At 60.1% G+C, this 21,443-nt stretch carries 28 protein-coding genes and 1 tRNA gene; 11 read left to right on the forward strand and 18 right to left on the reverse strand.

Going from position 1 to position 21,443, the window contains the following annotated elements:
* Positions 1 to 134 precede the first annotated feature (134 nt).
* A complete protein-coding gene (locus RL_RS17310) occupies positions 135 to 1,394 on the forward strand; it encodes an AGE family epimerase/isomerase (protein WP_011652851.1) in 1,260 nt (419 codons plus the stop codon).
* 72 nt (positions 1,395 to 1,466) lie between these two features.
* On the opposite strand, the gene RL_RS17315 is transcribed toward RL_RS17310, so the two are convergent.
* The 8 genes from RL_RS17315 to RL_RS17350 all read right to left on the reverse strand — a co-directional run bounded on the left by RL_RS17315 (position 1,467) and on the right by RL_RS17350 (position 8,369).
* The gene (locus RL_RS17315; protein WP_011652852.1) at positions 1,467 to 1,853 is read right to left on the reverse strand and encodes a hypothetical protein; all 387 of its coding nucleotides are present in this window, start codon (positions 1,851 to 1,853) and stop codon (positions 1,467 to 1,469) included.
* Between the two features lies 1 nt (position 1,854).
* A complete protein-coding gene (locus tag RL_RS17320) occupies positions 1,855 to 2,343 on the reverse strand; it encodes a heme-degrading domain-containing protein (protein WP_011652853.1) in 489 nt (162 codons plus the stop codon).
* Positions 2,344 to 2,513: 170 nt separating this feature from the next.
* Positions 2,514 to 3,125, reverse strand: coding sequence for a flavin reductase family protein (locus tag RL_RS17325; protein ID WP_011652854.1), 612 nt, complete (start codon positions 3,123 to 3,125; stop codon positions 2,514 to 2,516).
* Between the two features lie 4 nt (positions 3,126 to 3,129).
* A complete protein-coding gene (locus tag RL_RS17330) occupies positions 3,130 to 3,873 on the reverse strand; it encodes an aspartate/glutamate racemase family protein (RefSeq protein WP_011652855.1) in 744 nt (247 codons plus the stop codon).
* 2 nt (positions 3,874 to 3,875) lie between these two features.
* Positions 3,876 to 4,697, reverse strand: a complete 822-nt coding sequence (locus RL_RS17335; protein WP_011652856.1) for an ABC transporter permease — start codon at positions 4,695 to 4,697, stop codon at positions 3,876 to 3,878.
* Position 4,698: 1 nt separating this feature from the next.
* Entirely contained in the window at positions 4,699 to 5,613 is a 915-nt protein-coding gene (locus RL_RS17340; protein ID WP_003541532.1) for an ABC transporter permease, read from the reverse strand.
* 314 nt (positions 5,614 to 5,927) lie between these two features.
* Complete coding sequence (locus tag RL_RS17345) at positions 5,928 to 7,226, reverse strand: ABC transporter substrate-binding protein (protein WP_003541534.1); 1,299 nt, start codon at positions 7,224 to 7,226, stop codon at positions 5,928 to 5,930.
* Between the two features lie 54 nt (positions 7,227 to 7,280).
* Positions 7,281 to 8,369: an ABC transporter ATP-binding protein gene (locus tag RL_RS17350; protein ID WP_011652857.1), complete on the reverse strand. Its 1,089-nt coding sequence runs from the start codon at positions 8,367 to 8,369 to the stop codon at positions 7,281 to 7,283.
* Between the two features lie 266 nt (positions 8,370 to 8,635).
* Between RL_RS17350 and RL_RS17355 the strand changes: the two genes are divergently transcribed.
* Positions 8,636 to 9,346 carry a GntR family transcriptional regulator gene (locus RL_RS17355; protein ID WP_011652858.1) on the forward strand — a complete coding sequence of 237 codons (711 nt, stop codon included), beginning with the start codon at positions 8,636 to 8,638 and terminating at the stop codon, positions 9,344 to 9,346.
* Between the two features lie 60 nt (positions 9,347 to 9,406).
* Here RL_RS17355 and RL_RS17360 read toward each other — a convergent pair whose 3' ends face one another.
* Positions 9,407 to 9,820 carry a DUF4174 domain-containing protein gene (locus RL_RS17360; RefSeq protein WP_028740676.1) on the reverse strand — a complete coding sequence of 138 codons (414 nt, stop codon included), beginning with the start codon at positions 9,818 to 9,820 and terminating at the stop codon, positions 9,407 to 9,409.
* A gap of 219 nt (positions 9,821 to 10,039) precedes the next feature.
* A complete protein-coding gene (locus RL_RS17365; protein WP_028740677.1) occupies positions 10,040 to 10,423 on the reverse strand; it encodes a hypothetical protein in 384 nt (127 codons plus the stop codon).
* A 361-nt stretch (positions 10,424 to 10,784) separates the two neighbouring features.
* On the opposite strand from RL_RS17365, the gene RL_RS17370 reads away from it, so the two are divergent.
* Complete coding sequence (locus RL_RS17370; RefSeq protein ID WP_003541544.1) at positions 10,785 to 10,991, forward strand: hypothetical protein; 207 nt, start codon at positions 10,785 to 10,787, stop codon at positions 10,989 to 10,991.
* Positions 10,992 to 11,016: 25 nt separating this feature from the next.
* Complete coding sequence (locus tag RL_RS17375; RefSeq protein ID WP_003541547.1) at positions 11,017 to 11,256, forward strand: DUF2934 domain-containing protein; 240 nt, start codon at positions 11,017 to 11,019, stop codon at positions 11,254 to 11,256.
* A gap of 98 nt (positions 11,257 to 11,354) precedes the next feature.
* Here the strand turns inward: RL_RS17375 and RL_RS17380 are convergent, their stop codons facing one another.
* Together RL_RS17380 and RL_RS17385 are read right to left on the reverse strand one after the other, a co-directional pair.
* A complete protein-coding gene (locus RL_RS17380) occupies positions 11,355 to 13,280 on the reverse strand; it encodes a DUF5054 domain-containing protein (RefSeq protein WP_011652862.1) in 1,926 nt (641 codons plus the stop codon).
* Between the two features lie 284 nt (positions 13,281 to 13,564).
* Positions 13,565 to 13,759: a hypothetical protein gene (locus tag RL_RS17385; protein ID WP_028740679.1), complete on the reverse strand. Its 195-nt coding sequence runs from the start codon at positions 13,757 to 13,759 to the stop codon at positions 13,565 to 13,567.
* A gap of 123 nt (positions 13,760 to 13,882) precedes the next feature.
* On the opposite strand from RL_RS17385, the gene RL_RS17390 reads away from it, so the two are divergent.
* The 3 genes from RL_RS17390 (at position 13,883) to RL_RS17400 (ending at position 15,632) form a co-directional block, all read left to right on the forward strand.
* Positions 13,883 to 14,608 carry a LuxR family transcriptional regulator gene (locus tag RL_RS17390; protein WP_011652863.1) on the forward strand — a complete coding sequence of 242 codons (726 nt, stop codon included), beginning with the start codon at positions 13,883 to 13,885 and terminating at the stop codon, positions 14,606 to 14,608.
* Positions 14,609 to 14,766: 158 nt separating this feature from the next.
* Positions 14,767 to 15,432: an acyl-homoserine-lactone synthase gene (locus RL_RS17395; RefSeq protein ID WP_003541559.1), complete on the forward strand. Its 666-nt coding sequence runs from the start codon at positions 14,767 to 14,769 to the stop codon at positions 15,430 to 15,432.
* Positions 15,429 to 15,632, forward strand: coding sequence for a hypothetical protein (locus RL_RS17400; RefSeq protein ID WP_003541563.1), 204 nt, complete (start codon positions 15,429 to 15,431; stop codon positions 15,630 to 15,632). Before RL_RS17395 ends, RL_RS17400 begins: the two co-directional genes overlap by 4 nt.
* 122 nt (positions 15,633 to 15,754) lie before the next feature.
* Here the strand turns inward: RL_RS17400 and RL_RS17405 are convergent, their stop codons facing one another.
* Positions 15,755 to 16,123: a response regulator gene (locus tag RL_RS17405; protein ID WP_011652864.1), complete on the reverse strand. Its 369-nt coding sequence runs from the start codon at positions 16,121 to 16,123 to the stop codon at positions 15,755 to 15,757.
* Positions 16,124 to 16,323: 200 nt separating this feature from the next.
* On the opposite strand from RL_RS17405, the gene RL_RS17410 reads away from it, so the two are divergent.
* Positions 16,324 to 16,399 (forward strand) — tRNA-Ile (locus tag RL_RS17410).
* A gap of 221 nt (positions 16,400 to 16,620) precedes the next feature.
* On the opposite strand, the gene RL_RS40585 is transcribed toward RL_RS17410, so the two are convergent.
* Both RL_RS40585 and RL_RS40590 read right to left on the reverse strand, forming a co-directional pair.
* Entirely contained in the window at positions 16,621 to 16,995 is a 375-nt protein-coding gene (locus RL_RS40585) for a hypothetical protein (protein ID WP_244432337.1), read from the reverse strand.
* Positions 16,992 to 17,339, reverse strand: a complete 348-nt coding sequence (locus RL_RS40590) for a hypothetical protein (RefSeq protein ID WP_244432338.1) — start codon at positions 17,337 to 17,339, stop codon at positions 16,992 to 16,994. The genes RL_RS40585 and RL_RS40590 overlap by 4 nt, the downstream gene beginning before the upstream one ends.
* An 812-nt stretch (positions 17,340 to 18,151) precedes the next feature.
* Here RL_RS40590 and RL_RS40595 point away from each other — a divergent pair.
* Positions 18,152 to 18,346, forward strand: coding sequence for a hypothetical protein (locus tag RL_RS40595; protein ID WP_041936402.1), 195 nt, complete (start codon positions 18,152 to 18,154; stop codon positions 18,344 to 18,346).
* A 103-nt stretch (positions 18,347 to 18,449) separates the two neighbouring features.
* Here the strand turns inward: RL_RS40595 and RL_RS17425 are convergent, their stop codons facing one another.
* Positions 18,450 to 18,641: a hypothetical protein gene (locus RL_RS17425; protein ID WP_028740692.1), complete on the reverse strand. Its 192-nt coding sequence runs from the start codon at positions 18,639 to 18,641 to the stop codon at positions 18,450 to 18,452.
* A gap of 254 nt (positions 18,642 to 18,895) precedes the next feature.
* Between RL_RS17425 and RL_RS40190 the strand changes: the two genes are divergently transcribed.
* The gene (locus tag RL_RS40190; protein ID WP_017989022.1) at positions 18,896 to 19,042 is read left to right on the forward strand and encodes a hypothetical protein; all 147 of its coding nucleotides are present in this window, start codon (positions 18,896 to 18,898) and stop codon (positions 19,040 to 19,042) included.
* Between the two features lie 99 nt (positions 19,043 to 19,141).
* On the opposite strand, the gene RL_RS17430 is transcribed toward RL_RS40190, so the two are convergent.
* Positions 19,142 to 19,588, reverse strand: coding sequence for a GNAT family N-acetyltransferase (locus RL_RS17430; RefSeq protein WP_011652866.1), 447 nt, complete (start codon positions 19,586 to 19,588; stop codon positions 19,142 to 19,144).
* Between the two features lie 196 nt (positions 19,589 to 19,784).
* Between RL_RS17430 and RL_RS17435 the strand changes: the two genes are divergently transcribed.
* On the forward strand, positions 19,785 to 20,525 hold the full coding sequence (locus RL_RS17435; protein WP_011652867.1) for an SIMPL domain-containing protein: 741 nt from the start codon (positions 19,785 to 19,787) through the stop codon (positions 20,523 to 20,525).
* Positions 20,526 to 20,966: 441 nt separating this feature from the next.
* On the opposite strand, the gene RL_RS17440 is transcribed toward RL_RS17435, so the two are convergent.
* Positions 20,967 to 21,314, reverse strand: coding sequence for a hypothetical protein (locus tag RL_RS17440; RefSeq protein WP_011652868.1), 348 nt, complete (start codon positions 21,312 to 21,314; stop codon positions 20,967 to 20,969).
* Positions 21,315 to 21,443 lie beyond the last annotated feature (129 nt).

Below are 21,443 nucleotides of genomic sequence, written 5' to 3' on the forward strand. Positions count from 1 at the left end.
AAATCACATAAAGATATCTTTATGTCAATATATGCCTGTCGATTTCGTGCTTTGCAAATCTCGCCGGATGACAGACTCGCACGACGCCTATATAGGCGTTTACAACGCTTTGTGCACGAAATCGGAGGAGCATCATGGCACCCGCAACCGGCAACGCCGTGCTTGGAAACTGGACGACCCGCACCTATCACCGCGGCTGGCTGCTGACCCAAGCGAACGGTCTCTTCGATTTCTTCCAGCACAATTCGGTCAACCCCAAGGGCGGCTTCTACGATCTCGACGACGAAGGCGGGCCTCTCGACGCCGAGGGCCAGGTTCGCGGCATCCATATCGCGGCGCGCGCGGTGCATTGCTTCTCGATCGGCGCCCTGCTCGGCCGTCCGGGTGCAGCCGATGTCGTCGACCACGGTATGGACTATATCTGGAACCACCACCGCGACCAAAAAAATGGCGGCTATTTCTGGTCGCTCAACAACGACGGTCCGGTCGATTCCAATAAGCAGGGCTATGGCCATGCTTTCGTGCTGCTTGCCGCCTCATCCGCAAAGACGATCGGTCATCCGCTTGCCGACGGCATGCTCGCCGATATCACCGAGATCCTCAACACGAAGTTCTGGGAGGCGAAGCACGGCGCGATTGCCGAGGAATTCACCGCCGACTGGCAGCCACTCGATGGCGGCGCCTATCGCGGACAGAACTCCAACATGCACCTGACCGAAGCGCTGATGGCCGCCTTCGAAGCCACCGGCGACCGGGAATATCTGACCAAGGCCGAAAGCATCGCCGATCTCGTCATCCGCCGCGCCGCCGGTTCGGTCGACTGGCGCGTCGCCGAGCATTTCGACGCCGAATGGAACCTCGACAAGACATACTATCATCCGAATGAAATGTTCCGCCCGGCCGGCACGACGCCCGGCCATTGGCTGGAGTGGGCTCGCCTCATCCTGCAGCTCTGGGCGCTCGGCGGCAAACGGATCGAGTGGATGCCGGATGCGGCCAAGGCGCTCTTTGCCCAATCAATGGCGCTCGGCTGGGACAACGACAAGGGCGGCTTCTTCTATACGCTCGATTGGGACGACAAGCCCGCCAAGCGCAACAAGCTCTGGTGGCCGGCTTGCGAAGGTGCGGCTGCCGCACATTTTCTCAACGAGCACCTGCCGAGCGATTTCCATGAGGAGAGCTACCGCAAGATCTGGAACGTGATCGAGCGCGCCTTCATCGACCACAAGAACGGCGGCTGGCACGAGGAACTGACGGAAAATCTCGTCCCCTCTCACTCGCTCTTCCCCGGCAAGGGCGATATCTACCACGCGCTGCAGGCCTGCCTCATCCCGCTCTACCCGGCAACGGGCAGCCTGACAAAGGGCATCACTGAGGCTGGCGGCAAGCTCTGAGGCGAAAGCCTCAGCAGCTCGGCACCGATCAGTTGCGGCAGGACATCGGCAAACGAGAGATACCGATTCTTGTCAGCGCGCCTGCGCCAGATCCAGACCGATATAGTATTGCAGATGGATATTGTGCTCGCGGTTCACCGCCTGAATCAGCTGCTCGACGTTGTCGATCGGTGAATGCAATATCTCCGACAAGAGCGCACGAAAATCCGCTTGCGATATCTTCTCCGCTGTACCGATGACCGTGCGCTGAAGTTTCGTATGAAGAACCCAATGCAAGACTGCACGGCGATAGATATCGTTGAGCAGCACAGCCAGATCGCCGGCTTCGATCTCATACTCGAAGGACAGGCTGACATGCCCGGAATCGACAGGAAGCGAATAGATCAACCGTCCATCGACATCATCGACATGCGGCTCGTAGCCATCGCCCATGCGGCGCTTGCCGGGCATTGCAGCCATTTCAGGCGAGCCGCAGCGTATCCAGGTCCTTGGCGAGCATCAGCGCCAGCGCCTCGACCGCGAGATTGTGGTCGTCACGCTGCGGCAGTCCCGAGACGGTGACGGCGCCGATGCAGCCGCTGCCCTTGACGTTGATCGGGAAACTGCCGCCATGCGGCGCATAGTCGGCGCCGGAAAGCCCGTTATCCTCGACCGTCTTGCCGTCTTTCTGCAGCTTCAGACCGGAGGCATAGCTGCTGCGGAAATAACGCAGCACCATGTTGCGCTTGCGGCGGACCCAGTTGACGTTATCGGGCGTCACACCCGGGAGTGCCGCGTAGAAAACGGGCATCGAATGCAAGGTCACGTCGATCGCGATGCCGAGGCCGCGCTCGGTGGCGAGTTCCTGCAGGAGCTTGCCGAGCTGCCATGCCGTCGTCAGGTCGAAGGCGTCGAAGCTCAGCACTTTCTCCTGCTCCGCGATCCGGCTGAGATCGTCATCGATTGTCATGGGTAAAGCGCTCCTCTGCCGCGATGATCCGTGCAGACAATTCTCGCCAGGAGCAAAAAAGTAAAGCAAAAACTTGGGCCTACCCCTGGAGCAATTCCAGCGTCCGGAATTGTGCGAAGACAAAGAGATAGCGCATTGTCGCGACTCGAAGAAAACGGAAATGCTCTATGTCAGAGCTTCGGCGTCAGCATCTCGAAACGGTCGCGGATGGTGGCGCAGGTATCGCCGCCGAGCCTCGCAATGGCATCGACCGCGGCCGGATCGACATGCAGCCTTTCAGGATCGACCACCCCGTCGCGATAATGCGCGTAGACGATCTCGCCCATGACGATCTGCCGGGAGCGGCCGAGCTCCAGCGTCACATGCCGCTTGCATTCGAAGGCGGCCGGCGCCTCGGCGATGAAGGGCGAGGCGACCTTCTCGCCCGGCATCGCCGTCAGGCCGGCTTCCTTCAACTCATCGACGCCGCGCGGATATTTGGCGCCGCAGACATGCATCGCCTCGGCGATCGCGAAGGAGACGATATTGACCGTGAATACCTCGGTCATGCGAATATTGTGGCCGGTATCCTTGAACGACATGTCGGCATTGTTCTCGACCCCGATCGCCAGGATCGGCGGATCGGCCGAAAGACAGTTGAAGAAACTGAAGGGCGCGGCGTTGATTCGGCCATTCTCGTCAACCGTCGTCACCAGCGCGATCGGCCGCGGAATGACCGTGCCGATCATCAGCTTGTAGCGTTCGCGCTCGGTGAGCTGTTTGAAATCGAAGGAAACGGCCATCGGTTCAGCCGACCTTCAGGACCGGCGAGAAACCGCTCATCGCCCCGGTGAAGGATTTCGGCAGCGGCGAAGCATAGGAGCCGCGCTTGCTGGTGGAAAGTCCGAGCGACACCAGCGCTTCGGCCTGCTTGACGGCGGCGGCAACGCCATCGACAACAGGCACGCCGTAGATCTCCTGCAGTTCGCGCGCCAAATCGGTCATGCCGGCACAGCCGAGCACGATCGCCTCGGCGCCGTCTTCCAAAAGCGCCCGCTCGATCTCGGCTCTGAGCTTGCCGATCGCGCCCGAGCCTGCATCTTCCAGCTCCAGCACCGGGATGTCGGAGGCGCGCACCTTGGCGCGGTCGCCCATGCCGTAGCGGCGCACCAGATTGTCGATCAGCACCCGCGAGCGCTCCAGCGTCGTCACCACGGTGAAGCGCTGCGCCAAAAAGCCCGCCGTCACCACCGCGGATTCGCAAAGCCCGAGGATCGGCACATTGGCGAAGGTTCGCGCCGCTTCGAGCCCGGTATCGTCGAAACAGGCGATAACAGCCGCGTCGTAGCCCAACCCCTGTCGTTCCTTGAGTTCGGCGAGCAGGCCGGGGATCGCTAGGGCCCCGTCATAATGCCCCTCGATGGAAACCGGCCCCATGCGCGAGGTGGCCGCGATGATCTCCGTGCCGGATGCCGCCACCGCCCGCGCGGCGGTGGCGGCCTTCTCGGTCATGGAGGCCGTGGTGTTCGGATTGACGATGAGGATGCGCATGTTCAGCTTATCTTTGCCTGCCGCCTGCTGAGCATCGTCATGATGCCGAGCGCGAGAAGAATGATGGTGAAGGAAAACAGCGTCGTCACCGTGCCGAGCGCATAGAGCACCGGCGTCGTGACGTTGGTCGTCATGCCGTAGATTTCAAGCGGCAGCGTGTTGTAGGTGCCTGATGTCATCAGCGTGCGGGCGAATTCGTCATAGGAAAGCGTGAAGCCGAACAGGCCGACGCCGACGAGGCTCGGCGCGATCATCGGCAGCACGACATGGCGGAACGTCTGCCACGAGCTGGCGCCAAGGTCACGCGCCGCCTCTTCATAGGCCGGCGAGAAGCGGTTGAAGACGGCAAACATGATCAGCACGCCGAAGGGCAGCGTCCAGGTCAGATGCGCACCGAAGGCAGAGGAATACCAGGCAGGCTTCAGCCCTCCCTCCTGGAAGGCGACACCGATGCCGAGCGAGATGATGATCGACGGCACGACGAGGCTTGCGACCGTGGCATAGAACAGCGCCGTCGAACCGCGGAAACGGCGCCGGAAGGCAAGGCCGGCGAGCAGTGACACGACGACCGTCACCGCCATCACCATCAGCCCGAGGGTGAAGGAGCGGCGGAACGAGGCGCCGAAATCGCCGACCGCCTGCTTCTCGAACAGGTTGAAGAACCAGTGCGTGGAAACGCCGTTCATCGGGAAGGTCAGGCCGCCGTCCGGCCCCTGGAAGGAAAGGATCAGGATCGCCGAGAGCGGGCCGTAGAGGAACAGCACGAAGATGATGAAGAAGATCGCCAGCAGATAGAATTCCAGGCCGCGTTTTTCGTGGCTCATCTCAAAGCTCCTTGCGGATGTCGACGACGCGCAGGATGGCCGCGACCATCAACAGCACGACGGCAAGCAGCACCACGGCATTGGCAGCAGCGGCCGGATATTGCAGCAGCGACATCTGGTTCTTCATCATCAGCGCCACCGAAGCGCTCTGGCCGCCGGACATCACCTGCACCGTCGAGAAGTCAGCCATGACGAGCGTGACGACGAAGATCGTGCCGATCGCCATGCCGGGTTTGGCGAGCGGGATGACGACGTTCCACAGCACCTGCCAGCCGGAGGCGCCGGCATCGCGCGCCGCCTCGAACAGCGACCGGTCGATACGCATCAGCGTATTGAAGATCGGCGTCACCATGAACAGCGTATAGAGATGCACCATGGCGAGCACGACGGCGAAATCGGAATAGAGCAGCCATTCGATCGGCTGCGGGATGACGCCCATGTTGATCAGCGTCGAATTGACGAGGCCGTTGCGCCCGAGCACCGGGATCCACGAAATCATGCGGATGATGTTCGAGGTCATGAAGGGCACGGTGCAGACAAGGAAGAGGATCATCTGCGTCGACGTCTTGCGGATGTGGAAGGCCAGGAAATAGGCGACCCAGAAACCGATGACGAGCGTCAGCGCCCAGACGATCGCAGTGAATTTCAACGTGTTGAGATAGATCTTCCACGTCACCCACGAACCGAGCGTGTCGGTGTAGTTCATCGTCAGGAAATCGGGATAGAGACCGGCAAAGTCGTAGTCCCAGAAGCTGACGACCGCAATCATGGCGATCGGCAGCAGGAAGAACAAGCCGAGAATGACGAACAACGGCGTCGCCTGAAGATAGGATATCGCCGATGGGGAAAGCTTCAGTCCGCGCCCGCCGCGCGCGCCCTGGCCATCCTCCTCCGTTTCCGCTGCGATGGTCGCCATGATCCGGTTCTCCGTTCTGATTACGTCAAGTGGAACGAAGGTGCGTGCCGCCCCCTCATCCGCCTGCCGGCACCTTCTCCCCGCTGGGGAGAAGAGATTCGCGGCAGCGCCTCGGCCACCGCGAACCTTGATTTTGTCACGCGGCTGAACCGCGAAATCCCCTCTTCTCCCCAGCGGGGAGAAGATGCCCGAAGGGCAGATGAGGGGGCGGAGCGAAGCGACGTCTTGAGCGATAGCGAAAGACAGCTCGCACCGCCTCTCCGGGCTCCCTCCCCCTTGTGGGGAGGGTTGGGGAGCGGAAAAACGACAATCGCTTAGGCCGCGATAAACTCGTTCCAGCGGCGGACCATGTAGCGGTCTTCGTCCATGACGGAGTTCCAGCAGGCGACCGCACCCATGCGGGCTTCGAACGAGCCGCCGTCGCGCACCGCACCGGCCTTCTCCATCACCTTGCCCTCGGGCGACATGATGTCGCCGGTTGCAGCCTTACCCTCGATCCAGTAGCCCCATTCGTCGGCCGACATGAATTCCTTGGCGGTGTCCATGCAGGCGGAATAATAGCCCTGGCGGTTGAGGTAGCCGCCGACCCAGCCCGACGTGTACCAGTTGATGTACTCATAGGCGGCATCAAGCTGTGCCCCCTTGAGGTGAGAGGCAAGGCCGAGGCCGCCGCCCCATGCGCGATAGCCTTCCTTGAGCGGCTGATACTTGCAGGCGATGCCCTTGGAGCGGACGGCGGCAACGGCCGGCGACCACATGGACTGGATGACCACTTCGCCCGACGCCATCAGGTTCACCGACTCGTCGAAGCTCTTCCAGAAGGCGCGGAACTGGCCGTCGCCCTTGGCCTTGATCAGGAATTCGATCGTCTTGTCGATCTCTTCCTTCGTCATGTTGCCCTTGTCGGCATATTTGATGTTGCCCATGGCTTCCATGATCATCGCTGCATCCATGATGCCGATCGACGGAATGTTGAGGATCGAGGTCTTGCCCTTGAACTTCGGATCCATGATGTCGGCCCAGCTGGTGATGTCGCGGCCGACGAGATCGGGGCGGATGCCGAGCGTATCGGCGTTGTAGATGGTCGGAACCATCGTCATCCACTGCGTCGGCTCCTTGGCGAACTTCTTGGAGTCCTGCGCTTCGACGAAACCGACCGTGTGCGGCGCCGTGCCCTGGGCGATGACGCTCTCCGGCTTCATCTTGCCGTTGATGAAGAGCGGCACGATCTTGTCGTAATATTTCAGCTTCTTGACGTCCATCGGCTGCAGCACGCTGGTCGGGAACACCTTCTTGGCGATCCAGTATTCGATGTCGGCAATGTCGTAGCTGTCGGGCTGGGTGACGGCGCGCTGGGCGGCGGCGTCGGAATCGGTCGCCGTCATCTCCAGCGTGATGCCGAGATCGGCCTTGCACTTCTCGGCAATGGCATTGATGTTCGAAACACCGGTGCCGAACTGGCGAAGCGTGATGTTCGTCTGCGCCCAGATGGTGGGAAAGCCGGTGATGGCGCCGGAGCCGGCGATGGCGCCGACGGCGGCAGCACCCGTCTTCAGCAGCGCGCGGCGGGAAAGACCCTTCTCCGCCTTGGTCGATGTCGTTTCAGTCGTCATGTCAGTTCCCCTTTTCTTGGATATGGAAGGTTCAGTGTTCTTGATGGTGATGGCTTACGTGGAAGAGCGGCCGAGAAGCACGGCATCATCGAGCGCCCAGCTCAGCGAGACAGTGTCGCCGACGGCGACCGGCCGGGCGAAATAGTCGCCGTCGTCGGCAATGACGGTGAAGTCGTCGCTGCCGGCGCCGATAACGGTGATTTTCACGGAAGAGCCGCGATATTCGATGTTGGAGACGATGCCGTCGAAGCCGAGCGTCCATTCGGTCGCCACCTGCAGGCGCACGCGGTCGGTACGGATGCCGATATCGACGGGCTCGCCGACTTCCCTGCCCGTTCCGCGCACGGAAAAGCTCTGGCCTTCCGGCACGGTCATGACGAGCACGCCGTTCTCGCTCGAGGTCACCCGGCCGGACAGCACGTTGTGGTCGCCCATGAACCGCGCGACGAAGGCAGTTGCCGGCCGCTCGAACACCTCGCGCGGGGCTGCCGCCTGCTCGATCCGGCCGTCATTCATGATGACGATGACGTCGGCGAGCGCCATCGCCTCTTCCTGGCTGTGGGTGACGTGCACGAAGGTGATGCCGAGCAATTTCTGCAGTTTCTTGAGTTCGGCACGCATGCGGATCTTCAGGAACGGATCGAGCGCCGACAGCGGCTCGTCGAGCAGCAGCGCTTCCGGATCGGTGATCAGCGCGCGCGCTAGCGCCACGCGCTGTTGCTGGCCGCCGGAAAGCTGGGCCGGACGCCTGGCGGCATAGGCCTCCATCTGCATCAGCTTCAGCATCTCGAGCGCCTTGGCCTGCCGCTCCTGCTTGTCGACGCCCTTCATCTTCAGGCTGAAAGCGACGTTGTCGATCAAATCGAGATGCGGGAAGAGTGCGTAGGACTGGAACATCATCGCCGTGCCGCGCCTGGCCGGCGGAAAATCGGTGACGACGGCATTGCCGAGGCGGATATCGCCCGACGAGATGCTCTCATGGCCGGCGATCATACGCAGCGTCGAGGTCTTGCCGCAGCCCGACGGACCGAGGAAGCAGCAATAGGAGCCGGCCGGGATCTTCAGGCTGATCGCATGGACCGCCGTCGTCGCGCCATAGACCTTCGAAACGGATACTATATCGATCTCTGCCGCTTTCGACATCATGCCTTCCCCTGTTTGGAAAAGACGATGCATCTGCCGTGCCAAACTCCGTTGCTCACAGGAAGCCATTGCGAAATAACGATTTTATCCACACCGCAATTGACAGAGCAAATTATAGGCGCAACGCTATCTGCACATGATTTAGGCTATCGTGCGCAATTTGTGCAAAACATCGTATACAATCTCGCCATCATTTCGGGCACAAATTTTGTTTAACTTTGCCGCGAAGCCGGGTATGGTTTGCCGACCATCAGGAAATAAATTTCATGAAATCCGCCGCCAAGGCCCAGCAGGCCGAAGACTCCGCCGAAACAGGCGCGCAACAGATCCGCGATGCCATTCGCGAAGCGATCGTCGAGCGCAGGCTCTCGCCCGGAACCAAGCTTTCGGAAAGCGATGTCGGCAATCTCTTCAACGTCAGCCGCACGCTTGCCCGCGCCGCCCTGCAGGCGCTGTCCTATGAAGGCCTTGTCAGCGTCGAAAAGAACCGCGGCGCCTTTGTCGCCTATCCCTCGCCTGATGAGGCTCGCCAGATCTTTTCCGCCCGCCGGTTGGTCGAACCGGGCATATTGCGCGAGGCCGCGGCGCGGATCACGCCTGATGACATCACATATCTGCGACAGCTCCTGCTGGAAGAAGGCCGCCTGATGAGCGAGCGCGGTCAGACGGCGCGCCGCGCCGAAATCAAGGCATCGGGCGATTTTCATCTGACGCTGGCGGTCATATCGGGAAATTCGATCATGCAGCGCTTCATGGAGGAGCTCGTCGCCCGCTCGTCGCTGGTGATTGCCCTTTATGGCCAGTCGACCGCATCGAGCTGCGGTCATTCCGAACATGGTGACATCATCTCGGCGATCGAAGCCGACGAACTCGACCGCGCCTGCCAGCTGATGCTGCATCACATCGCCCATATCGAGGCCGATCTCGACCTGCGCGAGCGCAAGAGCCTGGGCCTCAAGGAAGCCTTCGAACTCTGAACATGCAAAAGACACGGGACGCAGATCTACCGCGCCCCGTTCAAACGAACTCTCGAAACGCTACCAGGGCGTCTTCTTCGGCAACATCTCGAAGGCTGCGAAGATATCCTCGGCGCTCATCGGCTCGCTCGAGCGCAGCTTCACGGTTCCGTCGCGTCCGATCAGAATCAACCCGAACTCGCCGGATGGCGGTCCCTGGAGGCGATGGCGAATATCGTCGGCATCGAGGTCCCAGTCATCGTCGAACAGCGCAAACGCGCCGCCGCCGGCAATACTGAACGCCTCGACGTCTTCCTCGATCAGGCGCATATGCGCCTTGCGCAGCCATTCATCCTGGATCAGCGCGCGGTCATCTTGCGCATCGGCGAAGATGATCAGCACCCGTTTCCTGTCGCGAAACTGCTCGAGCGATTGCGGAAGCTCAGGCTCACGCCTGGGTGTACCGATGATTTCATGAACAATAGATTTTAGCATGGTGCTTCATTCCTTGCCCGTCACCACTGCATAATTCTCAAATCGGGATCGATTTAAGGATAGATTATGCAACAATTCGAAGTGCTACAGCGCCCTTTGCGACTCTCGAAAAGGGCGCTGTAGTGGCGGGCTGTGCCTGCCGAATTAAACGGCTGGGAATAAGCGAGGTTCCGCCAAAAAGCGGAAAAGGATCGCAGCCATGGCCGCGATCCTCCCCTATCAGTCGCGGCTCTGGTCTTCGGACGCGTGGGCCGAAACGGCGACGAGATCCGCAGCCCCAGTGACGTGAAGGCGCTTGCGCACCAAAACGCGCATGACACGCGCCGCCGTCGAGAAGGTCATCTGGTCGAGCGGGCCTTCGCCCTCCCACGGCTTGGTCAGCCGTTCGGTGACGGCGCCGACGATGTTCATCGGCACAATGTCGGTGCATTCGCGCATGGCTTCGAAAACGAAGCTGATGGGGATGACCCTTCCTTCGTGGGTCACGATCGGTTCAGTCAATTCGCTGTCCCATTCCTCGAAGGCGTAGAGCGCTTCGCGAAACAGCTGCTGGAGGTTGAACGGCGCGTGGCCGTCATGAAGTGGCGGCAGTGCATTCATCATGTCTGTCTCCTCTTGATGGGTTGAAGCCAAAGTCCTCCGGTATCGGTCGCGCTAACGCGGGGAACGGAACGTTTTGCTGCCCCTGCGAACCGAATAACACTATTGATTCTATAGAGTAACGCGCCGGGGTAAAGCCCATTTATCCGCCATCGCGGAAGCGAATTCCATAACACGCTGATATTCTTGCGTGTTTTAGACGAAATTTTCTCCGGGCACACCAGCCTTAAAAATCTATGCCACCCGCCCGAAATCGCTTCGGAATGGCACGGCGAGGCGAAAAAACCCTGAAAAATCACGGAACCTTTATGGCTGTAATCTGTTTTGTTCTCGCAATTCGCAACACACACTGGGGTTACCACCAATGACGCAAATCCGTGAACCGGAGCGCCGCAGCAGGATCCTGCGCGGCCGCCCCTATAGCCTTGATGAATTCGCCTCCAAATACGGCCTACGCGGCGAGCAGGCAGAAAGTCTGTTCACCCGTTTCGGGCCCTCCTCGATCGAACTCGACCTGCTGATGGCAGCCAAGCGCCGGCCGCCGGTTCTGCAGGACAGAATTGCCGAATAACAGTTTTGATGAATGGAATGGATCGATGAGCGACAGACGCCACGAATGGATCAGCAAGAGAGCTTACGCGATTTGGGAAGAACAGGGCCGGCCTGATGGCCGCGGCGATGAGCACTGGCGCCAGGCAGTTGCCGAGCGTGACGCGCTGGAGCGCACCCAGGCCTCCTCCGATGGCCGCGAGGTGCTGGTGAAATTTCGCCCGAAGCCGCAACGGCCCGAAGCGCCATGCGCCGGCTGGTTCAACCGAACAGCAAGCGTCGGCTGAGCCCTTTATCACACCGGAGCGGGCCGCTTTATCCGTACAGGAGCAAGCGGCCCAATCGCGGCGAATCCCGTGGCTTAATCCCCTCGGGATCGAGCGGCTCAGTCGAGACTGAGCCGGAAGCGCGCCTGAAAATCTCCCTGCCACCACATCGGGAAATTGGTTCCCCATTTATTGTTGTGCAGATTGAAGCGGATGCCGGCGGTAAAATCCGGCAGCGTCCTGCAAAACGTCATGAAATCCGAGCTTTGCGGCGCAACCAGCGGCGCATCGAAGGTTTCGATCGTCAGCGGGCCATCGGCAAGATCATCCCGTGCCGCGGTAACCGCCTGCAATTGCCCGCCGCCGCTCGTCGCAATATTCCCCGATCGGTGCCAGAGGCCCATCTTGCGGAAATTCCAATCCCCGGCACCATCAGGCGTGAAGGAAAGGAAGCTTGCCTCCGGCATACGGTTGGCCGGCTTGTCGTGCAATGTCAGACGCAGGTCGAGGCGATCGCCCTCGGCGGTGAAATGCAGCATCACATGCGGCGGCGCGCCGTATGTCTGCACGGCCTCGACCGGCATCGACAGAAGAATGCCCGCCCCATCAGTCGCTTCCAGCTTCGGCAGAAAGACCTTCGAAAGTGCTGCCCCCGACCGGGCAAGCCCCGGCTTGTCGTGGTCGAGCACCGCCCATTCCTGGCGATGGGTCAGGTAGGTCTCCATGTGCCTGATAACGTCGCCGGCATCGTAGCTCTCATATCGATAGGCGATCAGCGATCCGTCGCGGCCGGAGATCGTCCGGCCGGAGGGCGAGGTGATTTCGGCCACATCGCCGCTCGCACCGTCGAGCGCGATCGACCAGCCACCGGTCTGCAGGCGGAGCTTCCGTCCGCCGCCCTCGATCACCGCAGGCGTGGCGAATTCCGCAAGCACCGCCTGGGCCGCCCTCCGGTCCGTCTCGTCGAGTTCCGAGACCGCCTGGTCGAGATAGGCGCGCTGCTCGTCCCATGAGGCTTCGGTATAGGCGAAGCGGTAATCGGATCGGCGCGCGGCCTCGAAATCGGCCCGCGACCATGCCTTGTCGTCGCGCAGATAGGATTTGATATCGACGCCGCAGGTATGCTCGGCCACCATCGCCAGTCCGCGCCCGAAGGCGAGACGCCGCGCGTCGAGCCCATCCGCCGCGAAGCGGTCGTGGAGCCGCTGCAGCGCGAGGAACCGCGCCGTCTTCACCGGATCGCTGCCGCTGCCATGGATCCAGCTGTCGCCGAGTTCCAGCTCGATGACAGGGAAACGCTGACGCTCGCTCCAGAGAATGGCGCCGTAATCCTCGAGCGTCGCCGCACGGATGATCGCATCCGGCTCACGGGCGCGTAATTCGCGATAGGCCTCGGCCGTCTGCGGCACGCTCTGCGGCCCCATATTGTCGTTGGTATGGGCAAAGCTCAGCCCGTCTTCGAAACCGTCGGGGAAACAGGTCTCGCCATAGGAGCGCTGGTACATGACGACCACCTCCTCGCCGCCGGGCGCCCGCCAGCGGAAGATGTCGGGCACATCGGGCGGCGGTGAGGCCGTATTGACGCCGAGATGCAGGAAGCGGATGCCCGCCTCGGAAAGCAGCGGCACCATGCCGAGCGTATGGCCGGGCACATCGGTCATCTTCGCCGCGATCGTCGTCTTGCCGAAGCGCCGGTCGAGCTCCTGCGAATAGGAAAGCCCGGCCCGGAAAAGGTCGGGCGACATCAGCTCCGTATGCGTGGTGAACGGCAGGCCATGCCAGCGGATCAGCCCGCGCTCGATCGCCTGCTCCAGCGCTGCCACCTCTCCCGCCGAGCGCGAATTCAGATGGTCCCAGATCAGCCAGGCGCCCGTCGTCCAGATGAATTTCGGCTCGTCGGGATTTTCGGCATGAAAATGCTTGGCCGTCTCGATCGCCTGCGGAATGAAGCGCTCGTGATATTGCCGGCGGACTTTCTCGGCATGGTCGGTAAAGCCGATATCGAGATGGGTCTTGAAGACCAGATGCACGCGCTTTTCAGTCATTCCATTCCACTACATCGGTGACGACATCCGAAACATTCTGCAGCCAGCCCGGTAAGGGGCCAGGCTGAGTGTAACCGTTTCCACAAACACCAATGCTCCTGCCGCAAACGCTAGGTCAACCGTTTTGGCACAAATCGACGAAATGATCCGGCTTTCTTAACCATAAACCCAGAACGTCGTCGCTCGATGCTTTCGCCCTAAAGTCGAATCGCGACAAGAGTGAAGACGTGTTCATGGTAGCCGAGGAGAAAAGCCTGCGCTGGTGTGCCCCGGCGGGCTGACCATCAGAAGGGGCTGTTTTCCTGGCAGAGCGCCCGGTGGACCTCGGTCCAGAACAGCGCCAGCGGCGTGTCGCCGTTGCGTTCGGCAACGAGGGCGCGGATCAGCGCTTCGGAGCCCGCCATGTCCTGCCAGCTGGATTTCAGGCCCTTGGCGGCCTGTTGGCATTCGGCAATCTCGAATGGTCTCTTGCTGTCCATATGAGGCCTCCTCATGACAGGCGCTAGCAGATGGGACCCGGATTGTCATTCCCCGCATATGTGGGGATGCCTTGTATTTATGACGGTGCTCACGGTAGGATTGAGGGGATTGGGGCAGTGGAAATGATTGAGAACACCTACAGCGAAAAGTTCGAGTCCGCTTTCGAACAGATCAAGGCTGCGGCCAATGTGGATGCCGCCATCCGCATTCTCCAGGCGGAATATGGCCTCGATTTCGTCACCTACCATCTCGCCCAGACGATCGCGGCCAAGATCGATTCGCCCTTCGTACGCACCACCTATCCGGATGCCTGGGTCTCCCGCTACCTCCTGAACAGCTATGTGAAAGTCGATCCGATCGTCAAACAGGGCTTCGAACGTCAGCTGCCCTTCGACTGGAGCGAGGTCGAGCCGACGCCGGAGGCCTATGCCATGCTGGTCGATGCCCAGAAGCACGGTATCGGCGGCAACGGCTACTCCATTCCCGTCGCCGACAAGGCGCAGCGCCGTGCGCTCTTGTCGCTGAATGCCCGCATACCGGCGGAAGAATGGGCCGAACTCGTGCGCCGCTGCCGCAACGAATGGATCGAGATCGCCCATCTCATCCACCGCAAGGCCGTCTATGAGCTGCATGGCGAGAACGATCCCGTGCCGTCATTGTCGCCGCGCGAAATCGAATGTCTGCACTGGACGGCGCTGGGCAAGGACTACAAGGATATTTCGGTGATCCTCGGCATATCGGAGCACACCACACGCGATTATCTGAAGACTGCTCGTTTCAAACTCGGCTGCGCCACGATCTCTGCCGCCGCCTCCCGGGCCGTTCAATTGCGCATCATCAATCCTTAGGTCTTTTGTTGGCGCATGTCGTTGTCGCAAAACCGCGGCACACTTTTGCGCGACATGCTCTGCCCCCCTCATCTGGGGGGGCCCATCTGAGGGAATTTCCGATCCGGCCCGCATGAACCATTCTGCTCTCCACGAACTTGAAAACGCTGGAGGGCAAAATGTTCGTTATCATTCAGGCACATGAGTATCAGAAATACGCTGCCGTACTCGACCAGATGTTTCGCCTGCGCAAGAAGGTCTTCGCCGATACGCTCGGCTGGGACGTTCCCGTCATCGGCCCTTACGAACGCGACAGCTACGATTCGCTCGCCCCCGCCTATCTCGTCTGGTGCAACGACAGCCGCACCCGCCTTTATGGCGGCATGCGCCTGATGCCGACGACAGGCCCGACCCTTCTCTACGACGTCTTCCGCGAAACGTTTCCTGATGCCGCCAATCTTATCGCCCCCGGCATCTGGGAAGGCACGCGCATGTGCATCGACGAAGAGGCGATCGCCAAGGATTTCTCCAATGTCGATGCCGGCCGCGCCTTCTCCATGATGCTGCTTGCGCTTTGCGAATGCGCGCTCGATCACGGCATCCATACGATGATTTCCAACTACGAGCCCTACCTCAAGCGCGTCTACAAGCGTGCCGGCGCCGAAGTGGAAGAACTCGGCCGTGCAGATGGCTACGGCAAATACCCCGTCTGCTGCGGCGCCTTCGAAGTATCGGACCGGGTGCTGCGCAAGATGCGCGCCGCCCTCGGCCTCACCCTACCCCTTTATGTCAGGCACGTGCCGGCCCGCTCGGTCGTGACCCAATTCCTGGAGATGGCAGCATGAACCGCCTCGCTGAAACCGCCACGCAGACCGCAATACAGAAGGATATCGGCGCGCTGGAGCGCCATGTTCTCGCATCTCGCGACATCGCCACGCAGATAGGGGATCCCTTCCTCTCCTATCTCCTTTCGATGGCGCTGTTCACGATCTACGAGAAGAAGGCCCATCACGAGAACGAGGCGCTGAAGAGCAGCTTCAGCTGAGGGTGTGGTTCCCCTCCGCCCCGCCTGAAGACGAGCATGTCTCCCGGCGCCTCGCGCGCAGCCGCAAAAACCGTCCCCGTTTTGCGGCTGCGCGCCCCTGTCATCTCATCAGGGCATTGCCGTTACGTCATCAGGGAATTGATGGTCGAAATCAGCGCGTCGTGCATATAAGGCTTCGGCAGGAAGGCGGTATTGGCGGGCAGCGCCATCGGATCGAGCCGCACCATGCCTGAGGTGATGATGATGCCGATGTTCGGCCGCATCGCCCGCACCCGATTGGCAAGCTGTAGACCGTCCATCGAACCGGCCATATTGACGTCGGTGAACAGGATATCGACATCCTGCCTGCCTTTCAGCACCACCAGAGCCTCGTCGGCATTCGCCGCCTCCAGCGCCACATGACCGACCTCTTCCAGCACATCGAGAATATTGAACCGGATCAGCGGCTCGTCCTCCACGATGAGCACCACGGCACTGTTCGAAGCCACCATCTGCGATCGCCCTCTTCATGCGGAATGTGACTTGAATAAGTGTAGCCCGCGCGAGAAGGTTCCAGTGGCTGCCCACGAAATATGCATCGTCCACAGATGCTTGCGCTCCCCGCTTGTGGCTCCCCCGGATTTGCGTTAGAGCGGAAACCGTGCTGCGGGAACCATTGCCCCGGCATCACGGCGCCGGCCACCGGCGCCAAGGGCCTGTAGCTCAATGGTTAGAGCCGGCGGCTCATAACCGCTTGGTTGGGGGTTCGAGTCCCTCCGGGCCCACCAATTCCTCTTGTCTCAATCTAGCCGGACGCGATTTTCCGGAATTTTGACTGTAGCCGGACGCGAAAAATCGGAAATTTGACACTTTAATCTGGAATTTTGAACCTGATTAGCAGCTCGTTCAAAGTCAGTTTGAAAGAATGCCGACCGTCTTACCTGTGACGCAACAAGCGATAGCCAAATAGCTGTTGGTAACATCATCGAGCGGCAACTGATGAGCTGACCTATTTTTTTAGATTGAGTACATCCTCGATACTTTTCGCGTCCTTCGCCGTCTCCTGACGCGCCTCCCACTCGTCTAGACGACGATGTTTGCGATTGGCTTTCCAATATAGCCAGTCCTTCATACGCTCCGCGATTTCGCCCACATAAAGATGGTTCGACTTAAGGAAATTCTCGGTGGCTTCAGCGCTCGGAGTATGTCCGATGCCCTTGGAGGCGCCATAGTCGTAAAACTGGCCGGCAGTGGCCTTCACTTTTTCATCCTCGGCGCGGTAAATCGGAGACATGGTCCAGCTCCAATAATCGAAATCGTCGTAGGGGTCGGATAACGATAGAACCTTATCGATGCGGTCCTGCGGCAGTTCAATGACCTTCAAGCCACGCACGATCTCTGCGATTGCTTCGCGCTTTTTTTCGGTTGTAGTCCACTCATTCGGTTGTCACCTGCTATCTGCTGAACACTACGAGCAGCGAAAACCTCAGCAAAGTCTTGAAGCTGCTTTACGGTAGCCCGAGCCTCTTCCAATTGTTTTTCAAGTTTTGCTGCCAGGCCTGTCGGACCAAATGTCAGGTCTCGGATATCATCTAAGCGCGTAGCTAGGACGGCGAAAACTAGCACGAACGCCACAGATATGAAGCGAACTTGTTCTGCGCCAATGAGGACTAAATAAAGGAAAACAAAGAAAAGGATCACAGACGCAATCAGTGCACCAATGCGCATTATTTCCCCTCGCTATCGGCAGCCCACTTTTCCGATGACGCTGCGACGATCTTTTATCGCTCACTTATGATCAGCTCCCTAGCCGGCACACCTTCACCGCCAGCGACGGAATAAGTCAATTGTACCTCTCTTATTCTGAGCGCTGAAAAGACTCGCACACCTCAGGGCGATCATTAAGCGAGAGAATAAATTTTCCTTTGAGAAGCCATAAACGCTCTTCCATTAAGGCGAACTGGTCTCTGGCGAACAAGCTCCTTCCATAGTCACTCTCGTTTTCCGAAATAGGGATGGTCTAGGTAGAAAAGTGTCCCTTGCCGATCTTAGCGGTCGATAAACTTCAACCAGTCCAGGTTCTCGATGCCGCCCCCCGTCAGGCGCTCCGATTGTCCGAGCGCAATAGCTCAGATTTCCCGGGCGGCTCTTCTAATAAGATAGGTCCGGCGCAGAAGCCGAATTTCCCTGTCGCAGGTTGTTCTCCCTATAAACTTAAGCTCTCTACTGGTTGGAAGGACTTGCGACAGGACTTCTGCCTTGTTTTCCAAAGCCCTGTTAGTTGCCGCTTGCTGTTCTTTTGCCGTGGAACCCAAGCGTTTCAATGCGACCTGACCCGGTGCGCGGATATGACATCCGCGCCTCAAGGCGCCAACGACATCTGTAGGCGTGGCCGGGGCAAGCTTGATCGTGGCAGCGATCGCTGGCGAACGGGTTTTCAGCCAATAACAAAATCTTGATCGACAACGACAGTTATCGGGATGCCTGATCGGCCCTACTTGCCAGAATTATTCAAACACTTTGGACAGTGGAGTGGGGAGATGCTTCAAACTCGCAAACTATCGGGGGCCATGACAGCCATCTTCGTCATTGCCATGTCGGCATCGGCCTGCACCACGAGCTCAAACGACTCGGTGCAGACGGGTTCGGTCGGCTATACCGCGCAGAGCGCTGACTTTGCCCTTCGGCCTGCCTGCCGCGATGGATTCGGCAACGATCGTCCGTGCAGCTATTAGCGCTGGAAAATTAGAAGTCTGATTGCTGCGGTAGTTCGCCTCCGGCGATGGCCAGGATCACACGACTTCGTCCGGCGGCATCATGCCCGATTGGCGCACATTTCTAATAGCTACAAGAACGCCCATCGCTCGGCCTGAACCCACCTCCACACGCCGGATTGAGCGGCTGACGCTCATAATAACCGCCGCCGATCGACGACGTCTGGTCGACGCTTCCGGACGAAGTGCAGCCCGAAATGATCGTGGCAAGGCTGATCAGCGTTCCGGTCGCGATAACTGCGAAAAATCGGTTCATCTGAGCTTCTCCTTCGGGGGGCATGGCTTTACCCCAAGCGGGCAATCTACCACCCACGGCGAATACCGACGAGGATTTATAGCGGCCGGCCGCCCTCGGCGGCCCGTTCTAACGTCAATGTGATCATCTTTTAGGCCAGCCCCTGCCCCAGCTATGCACTGTCGCATAACTGTCATGCTAAATTGCCCATTGTTACGGCAGCCTGGGCAAAATATATGCTGCCGGCTAACAAAAAAAAGAATGAGTGAACTGCCATGAGTGCCATACAGAAACTTTTCAACCGCAATCTCCTCACCCGCTTCGTCGCTGGTCTCGGTGCGGTTCCCCAGCGCATTCGCGACGCACGCGAAGAGCGCAAGCCCGCTATCCATCCATCCTTCATGGACGATTTCGGCGCCTAGCAGGACAATTGGCGAGTCAACAGACTCGTCTGCCCCGCGATTACGTCCTCCAATGTCATTTCAGTTGATATCTGATGGGAAGCCGCCAGCGGCTTCTGATCAGGTTGCGGCGGAAAATTCCTTCCGGAACCAGATCCGGTCAACGGGCCGGCCTCCGGCATGCCCGCTGATCCTGCCGAATTCGACATATCCGAGCTTCGGGTAAAAGTCCGGCGCCTGGATCGAGAGTGTGTCGACGCAGGCCATGACGGCGGCGCGGCGGCGCCCTTCTTCTTCCGCCGCCGCCATCAGTTTCCGGCCGATGCCGCTCAGGCGCAGTGATTTTGCAACCCACAGATTGCCGATGAAAAGAACCGAGAAGGAAACGGACGCCGTTATTCCGGCGATAAGCCTTCCGTTTTCCCGCCAGACGATGGCGAAGGCCTCGCGTCTGATCTCAGCGCTCTCGTTGAAGGCGTTCAAGCCGTCGGAAATCGCGGTGGCGATCTCGGGCGGGACGGGATCGAGCGTTTCTAACATTGCTTCCTCGTCGTCGATGACCTCCATATGATAACGAGCCGTCGGTTCCGGTCCAGCCGTTTCGGCTTTCAAAGGGCGGCGGACGCCCTCCCGGTTCAGCCCCAACGCATGCACCCCGCAGATTTTTCTCTCGCTACGCATGCGCCTGTCTTTTCCGCCGTAATAGCTTCACAATCAACCGACAGAAAGCTGTTCCGGGAAACGACAACCAAGGAATGAAAACATGGCGCCGATCTATACCAAAACTGTCCTGATGACCGCCCTTCTGGCGCTGTCGCTCGCCGCCGCAGCGCCAGCCTTCGCGCAGGAGGCAAAGCCGCGCGAGCCGGTGATTTCGGTGACCGGCGATGGCGAATCCTCCGTCGCTCCCGATATGGCCATCGTCAATCTCGCCGTCGTCAAGCAGGCGAAAACCGCCCGCGAAGCGCTCGACGAGAATAACAAGGCAATGAACGACGTGCTTGCCGCGCTGAAGAGCGGCGGTATTGCCGAGCGCGACCTGCAGACCTCCGGCTTTTCCATCCAGCCGCAATACAATTATCCGCAGCCGGTCGACGGCCAGCAGCAGCAGCCGCAGCTAATCGGCTACCAGACCATCAATTCGGTCACCGTCAGGCTGCGCGATCTCGCCAAGCTCGGCGCGGTGATCGACCAGTCCGTCACCCTCGGCATCAACCAGGGCGGCGAAATCCAGTTCACCAACGACAAGCCGGACGCCGCGATCGAAGCGGCACGCAAGGCCGCGGTCGCCGATGCCGTCAAGAGGGCGAAGACGCTGAGCGAAGCCGCCGGCGTCAAGCTCGGCCGCATTCTTGAGATCAACGAGAACGTGCCGCGCGCGATGCCGCAGCCGGTCTATCGCGCCACGATGATGAAGGAGGCCTCCGACGCCGCCGTTCCCGTCCAGGGCGGCGAGAACAATTACAATGTCAGCGTCACCGTGACCTTCGCGATCGAGCAATAAACTGCAGCGCCGCGCGTCTTTTCAGATGCGCGGCGCTCAAACTGCTCACAGCGTCTACCGACTTCCTGCGGATTGAGACACGAGCAAAAGTTCAGTGTTGCGACATCTCGGTTCTGGAGATCGGCGAGACCAGCCCCTCATCCGGCTGCCGCCACCTTCTCCCCGCAAACGGGGCGAAGGAACCATGCCGCACCCTCTACGTTCCACACCAGCCCCTCGCGGGGCACGTCCCCTCGCCCCGTTTTTACGGGGAGAGGGTTAGGGTGAGGGGCAGCCATTGGCGCCAACCGGCCGTGGCACGGGACCCACGATGATGCCGGAGGAAAGAGCGCAGTCAGACTGAGCACAAAAAGAAAACCGCCCTTGCCGATCCGGGGAGACTGGCAAAGGCGGTTCTTGGCCGCCGCATCGGGGAGACGGGGCGGCGTATTCTTCTAACGATCAGCGGCGGCGCAGGGCGGGGCAACCGCGCACATTGCCGAAGCTCATTTCATCAGGGCCGCGACGCGTCCAGCCCTGGACGATCACGCGGCGCGGGGTGATGTCGACGACGCGGGCGCGACGAAAGCCGTAATCCCGGGCGAGGTTTTCGGCAAGCTGCGGATTGCAGCCGCGCGACGGCCGGCCGTAGCCCGGTCCCGGAGGCGGGCGGCGGTAATCCTGCGGCGGACCACGGTCCGGCTCGCCAATAATGATATTCAACTGGGCGGCGGCCGGGGCCACCGTACCGGCCAGGGTGCCGGCTGTCAGCATGACGGCAAGACCCGCCTTTGCCAGAAACTGCATCATCGAAAAACCTTTTCGTTTGAAAGTCGGGCCGGTCGAGCCGCCCTCCCCATTAATCCGCATGACGCCGAAGCATCATTTGGGAATCACTCATACAGGTCAGAGAAGAGACGGCTGAAAGTGTCAGCGTCA

The organism is Rhizobium johnstonii 3841 (assembly GCF_000009265.1).
GTDB classification, from domain to species: Bacteria; Pseudomonadota; Alphaproteobacteria; order Rhizobiales; family Rhizobiaceae; genus Rhizobium; species Rhizobium acaciae.

Bases quoted from the DNA above. Each gene is read 5' to 3' on its own strand.
- RL_RS17310 (WP_011652851.1), top strand. From the start codon at position 135: ATGGCACCCGCAACCGGCAACGCCGTGCTTGGAAACTGGACGACCCGC.
- RL_RS17315 (WP_011652852.1), bottom strand. From the start codon at position 1,853: ATGGCTGCAATGCCCGGCAAGCGCCGCATGGGCGATGGCTACGAGCCG.
- RL_RS17320 (WP_011652853.1), bottom strand. From the start codon at position 2,343: ATGACAATCGATGACGATCTCAGCCGGATCGCGGAGCAGGAGAAAGTG.
- RL_RS17325 (WP_011652854.1), bottom strand. From the start codon at position 3,125: ATGGCCGTTTCCTTCGATTTCAAACAGCTCACCGAGCGCGAACGCTAC.
- RL_RS17330 (WP_011652855.1), bottom strand. From the start codon at position 3,873: ATGCGCATCCTCATCGTCAATCCGAACACCACGGCCTCCATGACCGAG.
- RL_RS17335 (WP_011652856.1), bottom strand. From the start codon at position 4,697: ATGAGCCACGAAAAACGCGGCCTGGAATTCTATCTGCTGGCGATCTTC.
- RL_RS17340 (WP_003541532.1), bottom strand. From the start codon at position 5,613: ATGGCGACCATCGCAGCGGAAACGGAGGAGGATGGCCAGGGCGCGCGC.
- RL_RS17345 (WP_003541534.1), bottom strand. From the start codon at position 7,226: ATGACGACTGAAACGACATCGACCAAGGCGGAGAAGGGTCTTTCCCGC.
- RL_RS17350 (WP_011652857.1), bottom strand. From the start codon at position 8,369: ATGTCGAAAGCGGCAGAGATCGATATAGTATCCGTTTCGAAGGTCTAT.
- RL_RS17355 (WP_011652858.1), top strand. From the start codon at position 8,636: ATGAAATCCGCCGCCAAGGCCCAGCAGGCCGAAGACTCCGCCGAAACA.
- RL_RS17360 (WP_028740676.1), bottom strand. From the start codon at position 9,820: ATGCTAAAATCTATTGTTCATGAAATCATCGGTACACCCAGGCGTGAG.
- RL_RS17365 (WP_028740677.1), bottom strand. From the start codon at position 10,423: ATGATGAATGCACTGCCGCCACTTCATGACGGCCACGCGCCGTTCAAC.
- RL_RS17370 (WP_003541544.1), top strand. From the start codon at position 10,785: ATGACGCAAATCCGTGAACCGGAGCGCCGCAGCAGGATCCTGCGCGGC.
- RL_RS17375 (WP_003541547.1), top strand. From the start codon at position 11,017: ATGAGCGACAGACGCCACGAATGGATCAGCAAGAGAGCTTACGCGATT.
- RL_RS17380 (WP_011652862.1), bottom strand. From the start codon at position 13,280: ATGACTGAAAAGCGCGTGCATCTGGTCTTCAAGACCCATCTCGATATC.
- RL_RS17385 (WP_028740679.1), bottom strand. From the start codon at position 13,759: ATGGACAGCAAGAGACCATTCGAGATTGCCGAATGCCAACAGGCCGCC.
- RL_RS17390 (WP_011652863.1), top strand. From the start codon at position 13,883: ATGATTGAGAACACCTACAGCGAAAAGTTCGAGTCCGCTTTCGAACAG.
- RL_RS17395 (WP_003541559.1), top strand. From the start codon at position 14,767: ATGTTCGTTATCATTCAGGCACATGAGTATCAGAAATACGCTGCCGTA.
- RL_RS17400 (WP_003541563.1), top strand. From the start codon at position 15,429: ATGAACCGCCTCGCTGAAACCGCCACGCAGACCGCAATACAGAAGGAT.
- RL_RS17405 (WP_011652864.1), bottom strand. From the start codon at position 16,123: ATGGTGGCTTCGAACAGTGCCGTGGTGCTCATCGTGGAGGACGAGCCG.
- RL_RS40590 (WP_244432338.1), bottom strand. From the start codon at position 17,339: ATGCGCATTGGTGCACTGATTGCGTCTGTGATCCTTTTCTTTGTTTTC.
- RL_RS40595 (WP_041936402.1), top strand. From the start codon at position 18,152: ATGCTTCAAACTCGCAAACTATCGGGGGCCATGACAGCCATCTTCGTC.
- RL_RS17425 (WP_028740692.1), bottom strand. From the start codon at position 18,641: ATGAACCGATTTTTCGCAGTTATCGCGACCGGAACGCTGATCAGCCTT.
- RL_RS40190 (WP_017989022.1), top strand. From the start codon at position 18,896: ATGAGTGCCATACAGAAACTTTTCAACCGCAATCTCCTCACCCGCTTC.
- RL_RS17430 (WP_011652866.1), bottom strand. From the start codon at position 19,588: ATGGAGGTCATCGACGACGAGGAAGCAATGTTAGAAACGCTCGATCCC.
- RL_RS17435 (WP_011652867.1), top strand. From the start codon at position 19,785: ATGGCGCCGATCTATACCAAAACTGTCCTGATGACCGCCCTTCTGGCG.
- RL_RS17440 (WP_011652868.1), bottom strand. From the start codon at position 21,314: ATGATGCAGTTTCTGGCAAAGGCGGGTCTTGCCGTCATGCTGACAGCC.